The organism is Cupriavidus sp. 05T42 (assembly GCF_056396345.1).
Map to the genome: position 1 here is coordinate 414,858 of NZ_JBFTLH010000003.1, position 10,976 is coordinate 425,833.

Genomic DNA, 10,976 nt, shown 5'->3' on the forward strand with positions numbered 1-10,976 from the left:
CGGTCAGGACTTGGCCGCGCCGGGCGCGGAAGCGGCGGCCGGGGCCGAGGCGGCATTGGGGGCCGTAACGGCGGTGGCGGTGGCGCTGGCCTCGGTGGCCTTGACCTTGGCGCCGGGGCGCACGAACTGGAGGCCTTCCACGATGACGCGGTCGCCGGCTTTCAGGCCGTCCGTGACCAGCCATTTGTCGCCAATGGTCCGGTCGGTCTTCAGCACGCGCTGCTCGACTTCATTGTTGGCGTTCACCACCAGCGAGGTCGCCTGGCCCTTGAGGTCACGCGTGACGCCGCGCTGCGGCGCCAGGATGGCCGAGGTCTTCACGCCTTCGGCCAGCCGCGCGTGCACGAACATGCCCGGGAGCAGTTCGTGGCGCGGGTTCGGGAACACCGCGCGCAGCGTGACCGAGCCGGTGCTCGGGTCCACGGACACTTCGGAGAACTCCAGCCGGCCTGCTTCCTTATAGGTGCTGCCATCCTCGAGCATCAGCATCACCTTGGCAGCGTTGGCGCCGGCGGCCTGGAGCCGGCCGTCGGCCAGTTCGCGCCGCAGCCGCAGCAGCGTGGTGGACGGTTGCGTCACATCCACGTAGATCGGGTCCAGCTGCTGCACGGTGGTCAGCGCGGTGGCCTGGCCATTGGTGACCAGCGCCCCCTCGGTGACCACCGAGCGGCCGATGCGGCCCGAAATCGGGGACAGCACCTTGGTGTAGCGCAGGTTGATATGGGCGCGGTCCGCCGTCGACTGGGCCTGCAGGTAGGCAGCCTTGGCTTCGTCGTGCTGCTGCTTGCTGACCGCTTCCTCGCCCACCAGGCGCCCGTAGCGCTCCGCGAGCAGGCGCGACGACGCCAGCGTGGCATCGGCGCTCTTGGCCGTGGCTTCGTAGGTAGCCGGGTCGATCTGGTACAGCTGCTGGCCCTGCTTGACGTCGGAGCCTTCCACGAACAGCCGCTTCAGGATGATGCCGTCCACCTGCGGGCGGACTTCGGCGATCCGGAAGGCCGTGGTCCGGCCGGGCAGCGACGAGTCGAGTGTCACGGTCTCGTCCTTCAGCGTCACGACCTTTACTTCCGGCGTCTGGGCTGCGGGCGGCTTGTTTTCCTTGCCGCAGGCGGCAAGGACCGTGACGGCGATGGCCAGCATGCCCGGAATCAAAGCACGCCTGGCGCGCATTGCTTGCATAGCGATTTCCTCGAGGATGAAACGGAATGTTGTGGCCTGGCCCCGTAGACCAGGCGGGCGCCACGGCGCAGCGCGTGGACGCAAGTGGCGTGCCGGGTCGCCGGCACGAAATTCGGTCGTCGGGTTCAGCGGATTGTCGCCATGGGCCCCTGCTTTCGCCATTTGCTGGCCTGGAGGAAAACACAAGACCGGCCGCGCCGCGCGCGCGTGTCCGGCCGCAGGGGGTTCGTGGAACCGCCCTGCTCCCCGTATTCTGAAATGTCCTGCACGTTCCTTCGCTTGTCCGGTTCACCGTGCTTCGCGCCAGCCCGTGCGCCGATCTGAACGTCGCGCTACGTCTTGCCGGCCGCCACAATAATCGGTTTTCCCGATGCCTGCTGGCGGCGCATTGCCACGGTAATGTCTGCACCGCACGGCGGCACCCTTTGTATCAGGGTAAAGACAACCGTCTCCTCCAGGGAAGCCGTCGCCGTCGTGATGCAATGCAGCATTCGGCTAACAGGATTGCAACTAGTTCCATAGCCGAATGACGAGATGCGCGTCATCGTACCAGCTTGAAGAAGAATCTGGATGACAGGACTTGCCGTGTAATGCACTGAAATACACGGCGGGTGAGTACGGATAGCGGCTTTCAGTGGATTATGGCGCACTTTTGTGACGCTCACGGCGTCCGACTGCGCCTTGCCGCCTCAATAAGAAACGCCCCCGTTTTACCGGGGGCGTTTCTTATTTGGGGTCCGATCAACGATCAGGCGCCATCAAGATAGCGATTCCGCTCGCCGATGGGCCGGCCAAGATTCGGCGTGGTCCAGCGCATGTCGCCCTGATAGGCGGCGCTGCCATAGCTACGATTGGTCGTGGTCGTCGCGCCCGGCACCAGATCGTACTTTTGCGAAGGCATCTGCATCTGCTGCTGTTGCTGCGGGGCCAGATCCTGTCGCGTCGGTTGCGCCGCGCCCTGCGAGTACGGGTCGAACTTGTCGCCCGTGCGCGCGCCGCTGGTCGAGGGGTCGACCGGCGTGGACGTGACACCGCCCTGCGTGTAGGGGTCACGCGGGCCCGGCGTCATCTGCGCGAGCGCCGACACCGACATCAGCGCCAGCGCCCCGGCGGCCAACACACTGCTGGCGCGCATCGTCTTCATGGTCTTCATGGCTTACCTCCACATGGCAAATCGTTTGCGGCGGGAGGAAATCACCACCGCTCCCTTCATGAGGTAGCGAAAGCCGTGCCGGTACCGCACGTGCGGTACCGGGCGCCCTGGGGGCCGCGTGCCGGCTAGGGAGCGCTCCGGAATTACAACCGATGGGTAAGGCCTGCACTGGCGTGCTGTCGCCATCGTGCGTGTAACAAGACGTATCTTCCTCGCATATCACGTCATTTAAGTCTGTGTTCAGCTTTCGTCCCCAGTGACCACTTGTGCGGCGCGGTCATTAATAAGAACGATTCGCATTTACTTTAGGATGGGCGCCTCGTTGAAAACGGTACATCCCCGCTGCGGGGAACGCATGGCCCTTCCCATGGAGTTCACATGACAGTGATCGACGATCGCACGCCCCCTGCCCGCGCTGACACGCCCCCTGCGCACGATCCATCCGGCACGGTTTTACACACCTTCATCGCCCAGCGGCGCAGCCTGCTCCACGTGGCCACCCGCATCCTGGGTTGCCCCTGCCTGGCCGAGGACGTATTGCACGACGCGTTTCTCAAGCTCTGCCAGGAGCCCTGCCCCGAAGCCTTGCGCAGCGAGGCGAGTTACATCAGCCGGGTGGTGCGCAATCTCGCGCTGGATAGCTACCGGCGCCAACAATTGGAGAAGCGGCTATTCATCGGCGATGTGCCCGAGCAGGACGCACCGCTCGACACCAACTCGCCGGACTGCATCGCCATGGCGCATGAGCAAACCACCTGCCTGCGTGACGCGATGCGGCGCCTGCCATCACGCACCCGCGACGCGGTGGTGCAGTACTACTACGAGGACCAGACGCAGAAGCGCATCGCCGAGCGGCTGGGCATCTCGGCCACGATGGTGAACTTCATCCTCCAGGATGCGCGCAGCGCCCTCAGTGCGATGAATATCGCGCGCTGAGCGCACGGCTGCGCGATGACCGTCGCCCGCTGATCTCTACGGCCGCGCGGTGGATGCCGCGCGCCGCTCTCCTTCCGCTTGCCGATCTTCCACACGTGCACGCGCCATGCGTGCCTCGCGCGTGCCCGGGCACGCGTAGCACGGCTTCGATGACGCGAGCCCGCACAGCCCCGCATGTTTTAAGTGAATGACATGGCCGAACTAAACGAATTACGAGGCCATTCGTCTTGATGGGTATCCCCCTTCCACTGCGGAAGCCTTCCTGTTTCGCGATCCACCAGGGCTAAACATGAGCAATGAAGATCCTTATGACTTTATCGGCGTCGGACTGGGCCCGTTCAATCTCGGCCTCGCGTGCCTGGCCGATCCGCTGCCCGGCGTACGCAGCCTGTTCCTCGAGAAGAAGGAAGCGTTCGGCTGGCACACGGGCATGCTCGTGGACGGCACGACGTTGCAGAACCCGTTCCTGGCCGACCTCGTGTCGATGGCAGACCCCACCAGCCGCTTCAGCTACCTGAACTACTGCAAGCAGCAGGGCCGCATCTACAACTACTACATCCGCGAGAACTTCTATCTGACGCGGCAGGAGTACGACCGCTACTGCAAGTGGGCCGCCGGGCAGCTGCCCAACGTGCGCTATCGGCAGGACGTGCTCGACATCCGTCACGACCCGTCGCTGCCCGGCTACGTGGTGAGTGGCGTCGATACGCACACCGGAACGCCGTTCCGGCATCGCGCGCGGCGGCTTGTGCTCGGCATCGGCAGCACGCCGAACCTGCCCGCCTGCTGCGCGGGCGAGCACGCGCCGATCCACACCTCCGCCTACCTCGCCAACAAGCGCTGGCTCCAGCAGCGCCGCACCATCACTGTCATCGGCAGCGGGCAGAGCGGCGCCGAGGTCTACCACGACCTGCTCAAGGACTGCGACACCCACGGCTATACGCTGAACTGGGTGACCCGCTCGCCGCGCTTCTTCCAGATGGAGAACGCCAAGCTCACGCTGGAGTTGATCTCGCCGGCCTACAGCGACCACTTCTACGACCTGGGCGAATCCGTGAAGACGCGCGTGCTGGAGGACCAGCGCAGCATCTACAACGGCATCAACAAGACGCTGATCGACCAGATCTACGACACGCTCGACGAAAAGCGCCACCGCGCCGGGGCCCGCACGCAACTGCTGACCAACCTCGCGCTGGACGGCATGCACTTCGACCCCGCCGCGCGCCAGTACGAGATGACGTTCCGCCACATGGATCTGGGCGAGGCCTACCGCCACGTGGCCGACGGCGTGGTCATGGCGACCGGCTACACGCATCGCGTGCCGGCCTTTATCGACGGCATTCGCGAGCGCATCCGCTGGGACGCGGGCGGCCGCTACCAGCAGGCGCGCAACTTCGCGGTAGACGTGCATGGCGACGAGATCTTCGTGCAGAACGCCGGCTTCCACAGCCACGGCCTGACCAACCCGGACCTGGGCATGGCCTGCCATCGCAATGCACGGCTGCTGCACGCGCTGACCGGCGTGGACCACTATCGCGCCGAGGCGCGCACCACGTTCCAGGACTTCGCCCCGCGCGCCAACAGCGGCTTCGAGCGAATCGAGGCGACGGAAGCTTCGGCAACCGTGCCGGCCCCCGGCAACGGCACGCCCATGCCGACCCAGCCAGCGCTGGCGCAGCTGATCACGGTGGCGGGATAGACCATGAGCCTGCGACTCACCATCGTCATCATGTCCGCGTTCGGCGTCATCAGCGACGCCATCCTGATCGCGTTCTACCCGCAGTTCTTCGAAGTGCGCTACGGCATCACCAGCCCGGTGCACGTGGGCGCCTACATCGCCGCCATCTCCATCGCCGTGATGTGCACGCTGCCGCTCTGGGCGCGCGTGGCGCGGCGCGTGGAAACCATGCACCTGCTGGTCTACACCCAGCTCGTAGCCGGCACCTTCGGCGCCCTGAGCGCCTGGGCGGAGACGGTCACCGCCTTCTGGGTGCTGACCATGCTGATGTTCATGACCAAGAGCAGCTACCTGCTGATGTTTCCGTACCTGATGCGGCTGGAGAAGGCCGAGACGCACGGCGCCACCATCGGCCTGCTCTCGGTGGTGGTGCATATCGGCGGCATCTTCGGGGCGATGGCGGGCGGGATGGCGCTCCAGCAGTTCGGCCCGCGCACCTGCCTGTGGATGATGGCCGCTGGCGACTTCGTGCAGATGGCGTTGTGCATCTACCTGATCCGGACCGGCCGGGTGGTGCGCGTGCTGGGCACCGATGCGCCGCCGCCGGCGGCAGGCAGTGCCGCCAGCACGGCGCGGCGCGGCACGCTGGGGCTGATCCTGCGCCTGAGCCTGCTGATGCTGCTGTTCGACTTCAGCGCCTACCTCGTCCGCCCGTTCTTCTCGGTGTACTGGGAGCAGATCTCCGGCATGCACAACCAGATGCTGACGGGGCTGGTGTTCGCGATTCCGGGCGTGGTCGCGCTGGTGGCGCTGATCGCCAACAAGCGGGCCACGCGGGACGGCCGCAAGCTGCTCGACCATACGCTCGGCAACCTGCTGCTGGGCACTGTGGGGCTGCTGTTGCAGGCGGCGCCGTCCCCGGCGCTGGTGCTGATCGGACGCTGCCTGTACGGGTGGTCGATGTTCCAGGTCATCGTGAAGCTGGAGGTGACGCTGTTCAAGGTCAGCACGCCGGACGCCTACGCCAAGGACTTCAGCATCGCCAACTTCTTCCAGAACCTGGGGGTGCTGCTGTCGTCGTTCGGCGCCGGGCTGATCGTGAACCGCTTCGGCATCGAGGTCACCTTCGTGCTGGCCGCCGCCGGCATGCTGCTGACCGCCGCGCTGGACCGCTGGACCTTTGGGGTGGATCGTCGCCACGCGGCGCCAGCCGCGCAGCCTCAGACCGATGCCGCGGGTACCGCCGGACTTGCTGGAGCGCCCCATGCAAGCTGACCGCTGGGACATCACCCGTGGAGGCGCCGAGCCGATTCCCGCCGCGTTGCGCCCGTCGCTCCACCCGGCCATGACGATCCGGGCGCTGTCGCTCGACCACGACATCGGCCTGCTCCATCGCTGGTTCACCATGGACTACGCGCGCTTCTGGAACATGCAGGACCTGACGCTCGACGAGACGCGCCGCTTCTACACGGATCTGCTCGCGAGCGGCCATGGCGGCGCCTACATGGGCCTCTGCGAGGGGACGCCGGCGTTCCTGATCGAATGCTACGACCCCGCGCACGAGCCCGTCGGCACGCACTTCGCGCCGCGCGCCAGTGACATCGGCATGCATTTCTTTGTCGGCCCGCCGGCCGCGCCGATCCGCCACTTCACGCGCGACGTGCTGCGCCACGTCATGGCGCACACGTTCTACACACTGGGCGCCCAGCGCGTGGTGGTGGAGCCCGATGCGCGCAACGACAAGGTCCATGCCCTGAACCGCGCCGTGGGCTTCGCCTACGACCGCCAGATCACCCTGCCGCAGAAGACCGCCTGGCTGGCCTTCTGCACCCGCCCCGATTTCGAACGATCCATCCGAGGAGATTTCACCGATGAACGCCCCGCTTGACGCCACCATCCACGCCACCTTGCAAGCCCAGACCACGCGCGAGCCGCGCCATGTGGTCAGCCACCTCGAACCGGCCGTCTGGGCCAAAGTGAACCGCCTGCTCGTGCGCAAGGCCATCGCCGAATACGCGCACGAGGTAGTCATCACGCCGGCGGCGCAAGGCGCGGCCGATGCGGACGGCTGGACCCGCTACCGCATCGACGCCGACACGCCCAACTGCCACTACACCTTCGACGGCCAGCCGATGGCCCTGCGCCACTGGCGCATCGACCCGGCCAGCATCGAGCGCGTGCTCGACGGCGCCAGCGTGCCGCTGGACGCGTTGACCTTCATCAACGACTTCAAGCACACGCTCGGCATTCCCGCCGACAAGCTGCCGGTCTACCTCGACGAGATCAGCAGCACGCTGTTCGGCGCGGCCTACAAGCACAACCCGCAGGCGCCGAGCGCAGAGGCCCTGCTCGACGCGGATTTCCAGACCTACGAGTGGGCGATGATCGAAGGCCACCCGGGCTTCGTGGCGAACAACGGCCGGCTCGGCTTCGATGCCGAGGACTACCGCGCCTTCGCCCCGGAGACCGGCTCGCGCTTCGCCGTGATCTGGCTGGCCGTGCATCGTGACAACGCCCACTTCGCCAGCATTCCCGGGCTGGACTACGAGGCCCACATGGCGAGCGAACTGGGCGAAGCGCGCCTGGCCGCGTTCCGCCAGGCGCTGGCGCAGGCCGATGTAGCGCCAGAGGACTACCTCTACATGCCGGCCCACCCGTGGCAGTGGTTCAACAAGCTCAGCATCGCGTTTGCCGCCGATGTAGCCAATCGCAAGATCATCCCGCTCGGCTACAGCGACGACCTGTACACCGCCCAGCAGTCGGTGCGCACGTACTTCAACGCCTCCCAGCCGGACAAGTGCTATGTGAAGACCTCGCTGTCGGTGCTGAACATGGGCTTCATGCGCGGGCTGTCGCCGTACTACATGGCCGGCACGCCCGCCATCAACGCCTTCCTGGACGGGCTGATCAACGACGATGCCACGCTGCGCGGCTACGGTTTCAGCATCCTGCGCGAGGTGGCGTCGGTCGGCTATCGCAACCGTTACTACGAGGCTGCGCTCGAGACGGACAGCCCCTACAAGAAGATGCTGTCGGCGCTCTGGCGCGAAAGCCCGCTCGGCAAGCTGCGCGAGGGTGAACGGCTGATGACGATGGCCGCGCTGCTCCACACCGACCCGCAGGGCGACGCCCTGCTGCCGGCGCTGATCCGCCGCTCGGGGCTCTCCGCGCGGACGTGGCTGCGCCAGTACCTGCGCGCCTACCTCGAACCGCTGATGCACTGCTTCTATGCGCACGACCTCGTGTTCATGCCGCATTGCGAAAACCTGATCCTGGTGCTGGAGGGGCATACCGTCGCGCGGGTGTTCATGAAGGACATCGCCGAGGAGTCGGCCATCCTGAACAAGGACGCGGTGCTGCCGGAAGGCATCCAGCGGCTCGCCGTGGACGTGCCCGAGGACTACAAGCTGCTCGGCATCTTCATCGACGTGTTCGACGGCGTGTTCCGGCACATGGCCCAGATCCTCGTGGAGGGCGGCAGCTGTTCCGAGGACGACTTCTGGCAGGTGGTGGCGGACAGCGCGCACGACTACCAGGCGGCGCATCCCGAGTTGCAGCACAAGTTCGCGCGCTACGACTTCTTCGCGCCGGATTTCCTGCACTCGTGCCTGAACCGGCTGCAGCTCAAGAACAACCTGCAGATGGTGAACCTGGCGGATCCGGCATCGAGCCTGACCATGGCGGGGTCGCTGCCCAACCCCGTGGCCGGCCGCGCCCGCTCCGCCAACGTCAAGGCGGCCGCCTGATGCTCGCGCCCGCGCCGGACCGGCTCCACGCGCTGCTGGCCACGGCGGCACGTGTGGTGCCGGGACTTGACGGCACCATCGGCACCATCGGCACGATCGACGGAATCGACGGAATCAACGGAATCGACGATGGCGGCGGCCGGGGCGGGCGCGCGTGGAGTGAGGCGCGCGCGGAGGACATCGCACCGATGGTGCGGCACCTCGGCGCGCATGCCCCCGAAGCCGGGGCGCACTATTGGTCACTTCGCGCTTGGGGATTGCATATCTGGCAACCGGTGTATCTCGGCATAGTCGGCGTGCATTGCTGCGCGTGCGCGCCGGATCTGTCGGCATTGTCCCAGCGCACCGAGGCGGGCGGCATCCACGGTTTCCGCATCGCGCCGCATACGCCGCGGCTGGGCGCGGAGGATGACGGGCTGCGGGGCGTCGCCCGCCAGATCGCCGAAGGCTGGACTCGGCTGCACGCGCAATGGCGTGACGTCGGCCCGCTGCCGGTCAAGGCGGCCGGCCGACTGCTGGCTGATTGCGTCCTCGGCGCCTTACTGTGCGTGCAGCGCGAGCGAACCGATTGGGACGCGCCGCGCATGCATGCGCTGGGACAACGCTGGCTCGAGGCCATCGGCCTGGGCGGCGAATGCGGTTTCCTCGCCTACCGCGATGGCAGCGGCGCCGAACGGCTCGCCCTCGCCCGCAAGGGTTGCTGCCTCCACTACCGCCGCACCGACGGCGAGATGTGCGCCACCTGTCCGCGCCAACGCGTACCCGAGCGCCTGGCACGACTCGCTGCCCGCGACGGGCCCTAGCCCGCCCGCGTCCCCTCTCTCACTTTTTTCTGATTTTTCCTCGTATGCGTCCGCCATGCGCGGCGGCGCTCATCCGTGCAAGGAGAACACCCATGTCCGATCTGAGTCAGTCCTCCCATTTCGAAGCGGAGGCCCTGCAGTTATCGGTTTCAAGTTATTGCGATGAAGACGTCTTTGCAATGGAGATGGAACGCATCTTCCCGCGCAGCTCCAGCTATATCGGCCACGACCGCATGGTGCCCGACCCGGGAGACTGGCGCGCGCTGGGCCATGAGGACAACGCACGCGTCCTGGTGCGCACCGACCATGGCGTGGAATTGATCTCGAATGTCTGCCGGCATCGGCAGGCGCTCATGCTCGGCCAATACGGCCCCGGCGGACCCGGCGCGACTGCCGGCAACGGCCAGGGTAACCTGCGCGAGCGCGGCGGCAACATCGTCTGCCCGCTCCACGGCTGGACCTACGACAGCAGCGGCCAGTTGATCGGCGCACCGCAATTTCCTGAAAAACCGTGCCGGAACCTGGAGCGCTTTCCGCTCCAGAACGTGAATGGCTTCCTGTTCGAGGGCCCGCGCAACGCCGCGCAAGACCTGCGCGGCCTGTTCGACCGGCCCGAACTGGATTTTGGCGACTACGTGCTCGACCACGTGGAAATGCACCGTTGCGACTGCAACTGGAAGACCTTCGTCGAAATCTACAACGACGACTATCACATCGGCCCCTTCCACCCGGGACTGGGCCGCTACGTGCATAGCGAGGGACTGAGCTGGGAATATGGAGACTGGTACAGCGTGCAGCGGATCGACGTGCATCCAACGCTGGAGATCGCAGGCACCGACACGTACCGTACCTGGCATGAGCGACTGCTCGCTTACGGCGATGGCCGGGTACCTGACTTCGGTGCGATCTGGGCGACCTATTATCCGACCCATATGATCGAGGTCTTCCCGTACGCGCTGGTGCTGTCGACGCTTTATCCGAAGGGTGTCCACGAGACGATGAATGTCATCGAGTTCTATTACCCGGAGGAGCTGGCCGCGTTCGACCGCGAACTGGTGGAGGCGCACCGCGCCGCCTATATGGAAACGGCGATCGAGGACGACGAGATTGCCGAGCGCGTAGACGCCGGCCGGCGCGCGCTATATCGACAAGGAAAGACGGACGCGGGTCCGTACCAGACCCCGCTGGAAGATGGCATGCGCCATTTCCACGGCTGGTATCGGAAGCTGATGGATACGCCGGTCGCGGCACCGATGCCGGTACGCGATCCGGAAGCCACGGCGCGACGGACAATTCCGATCGCACGTGCAGTATGCTGAATCGGAAGCCCACAAAGCAAAACCCCCAGCCTTTTGGGGCTGGGGGTTCTGGGTATAAGAGCCTGGCGATGACCTACTTTCACACGGGTAGTCCGCACTATCATCGGCGCAAAGTCGTTTCACGGTCCTGTTCGGGATGGGAAGGGGTGGTTCCGACTCGCT

The 10,976-nt window shown here is 66.0% G+C and carries 10 protein-coding genes and 1 rRNA gene; 7 read left to right on the forward strand and 4 right to left on the reverse strand.

All coding sequences use genetic code 11. From position 1 onward, the window contains the following. Positions 1 to 3 precede the first annotated feature (3 nt). From AC1EJR_RS06045 to AC1EJR_RS06055, 3 genes are all read right to left on the reverse strand, one after another. Complete coding sequence (locus tag AC1EJR_RS06045) at positions 4 to 1,179, reverse strand: efflux RND transporter periplasmic adaptor subunit (RefSeq protein WP_143093889.1); 1,176 nt, start codon at positions 1,177 to 1,179, stop codon at positions 4 to 6. A gap of 332 nt (positions 1,180 to 1,511) precedes the next feature. Continuing rightward, positions 1,512 to 1,844, reverse strand: coding sequence for a hypothetical protein (locus tag AC1EJR_RS06050; RefSeq protein WP_143093888.1), 333 nt, complete (start codon positions 1,842 to 1,844; stop codon positions 1,512 to 1,514). Positions 1,845 to 1,927: 83 nt separating this feature from the next. After that, positions 1,928 to 2,332 (reverse strand): endonuclease, encoded by a 405-nt coding sequence (locus AC1EJR_RS06055; protein WP_255370807.1) that lies wholly within the window; start codon positions 2,330 to 2,332, stop codon positions 1,928 to 1,930. A gap of 378 nt (positions 2,333 to 2,710) precedes the next feature. On the opposite strand from AC1EJR_RS06055, the gene AC1EJR_RS06060 reads away from it, so the two are divergent. The 7 genes from AC1EJR_RS06060 (at position 2,711) to AC1EJR_RS06090 (ending at position 10,814) form a co-directional block, all read left to right on the forward strand. Beyond that, positions 2,711 to 3,268, forward strand: coding sequence for a sigma-70 family RNA polymerase sigma factor (locus AC1EJR_RS06060; RefSeq protein WP_092294419.1), 558 nt, complete (start codon positions 2,711 to 2,713; stop codon positions 3,266 to 3,268). 289 nt (positions 3,269 to 3,557) lie between these two features. Then, positions 3,558 to 4,967 carry a lysine N(6)-hydroxylase/L-ornithine N(5)-oxygenase family protein gene (locus AC1EJR_RS06065; RefSeq protein ID WP_441643797.1) on the forward strand — a complete coding sequence of 470 codons (1,410 nt, stop codon included), beginning with the start codon at positions 3,558 to 3,560 and terminating at the stop codon, positions 4,965 to 4,967. Positions 4,968 to 4,970: 3 nt separating this feature from the next. After that, positions 4,971 to 6,221: an MFS transporter gene (locus AC1EJR_RS06070; protein ID WP_441643798.1), complete on the forward strand. Its 1,251-nt coding sequence runs from the start codon at positions 4,971 to 4,973 to the stop codon at positions 6,219 to 6,221. After that, the gene (locus AC1EJR_RS06075; protein ID WP_477113815.1) at positions 6,211 to 6,834 is read left to right on the forward strand and encodes a GNAT family N-acetyltransferase; all 624 of its coding nucleotides are present in this window, start codon (positions 6,211 to 6,213) and stop codon (positions 6,832 to 6,834) included. Before AC1EJR_RS06070 ends, AC1EJR_RS06075 begins: the two co-directional genes overlap by 11 nt. Before the next feature lie 19 nt (positions 6,835 to 6,853). Beyond that, positions 6,854 to 8,692: an IucA/IucC family protein gene (locus AC1EJR_RS06080; RefSeq protein ID WP_477113817.1), complete on the forward strand. Its 1,839-nt coding sequence runs from the start codon at positions 6,854 to 6,856 to the stop codon at positions 8,690 to 8,692. Further along, positions 8,692 to 9,495, forward strand: coding sequence for a siderophore ferric iron reductase (locus AC1EJR_RS06085; RefSeq protein ID WP_477113816.1), 804 nt, complete (start codon positions 8,692 to 8,694; stop codon positions 9,493 to 9,495). The genes AC1EJR_RS06080 and AC1EJR_RS06085 overlap by 1 nt, the downstream gene beginning before the upstream one ends. A 92-nt stretch (positions 9,496 to 9,587) precedes the next feature. Next, the gene (locus AC1EJR_RS06090; protein ID WP_441643801.1) at positions 9,588 to 10,814 is read left to right on the forward strand and encodes an aromatic ring-hydroxylating oxygenase subunit alpha; all 1,227 of its coding nucleotides are present in this window, start codon (positions 9,588 to 9,590) and stop codon (positions 10,812 to 10,814) included. A gap of 60 nt (positions 10,815 to 10,874) precedes the next feature. On the opposite strand, the gene rrf is transcribed toward AC1EJR_RS06090, so the two are convergent. After that, positions 10,875 to 10,976 (reverse strand): 5S ribosomal RNA (gene rrf, locus AC1EJR_RS06095); the annotation flags it as partial.

What these genes read in the sequence shown, in the direction of transcription:
- AC1EJR_RS06085 (WP_477113816.1), top strand. Translation starts at nt 8,692, where the DNA reads ATGCTCGCGCCCGCGCCGGACCGGCTCCACGCGCTGCTGGCCACGGCG.
- AC1EJR_RS06070 (WP_441643798.1), top strand. Translation starts at nt 4,971, where the DNA reads ATGAGCCTGCGACTCACCATCGTCATCATGTCCGCGTTCGGCGTCATC.
- AC1EJR_RS06055 (WP_255370807.1), bottom strand. Translation starts at nt 2,332, where the DNA reads ATGAAGACCATGAAGACGATGCGCGCCAGCAGTGTGTTGGCCGCCGGG.
- AC1EJR_RS06090 (WP_441643801.1), top strand. Translation starts at nt 9,588, where the DNA reads ATGTCCGATCTGAGTCAGTCCTCCCATTTCGAAGCGGAGGCCCTGCAG.
- AC1EJR_RS06075 (WP_477113815.1), top strand. Translation starts at nt 6,211, where the DNA reads ATGCAAGCTGACCGCTGGGACATCACCCGTGGAGGCGCCGAGCCGATT.
- AC1EJR_RS06045 (WP_143093889.1), bottom strand. Translation starts at nt 1,179, where the DNA reads ATGCAAGCAATGCGCGCCAGGCGTGCTTTGATTCCGGGCATGCTGGCC.
- AC1EJR_RS06065 (WP_441643797.1), top strand. Translation starts at nt 3,558, where the DNA reads ATGAGCAATGAAGATCCTTATGACTTTATCGGCGTCGGACTGGGCCCG.
- AC1EJR_RS06060 (WP_092294419.1), top strand. Translation starts at nt 2,711, where the DNA reads ATGACAGTGATCGACGATCGCACGCCCCCTGCCCGCGCTGACACGCCC.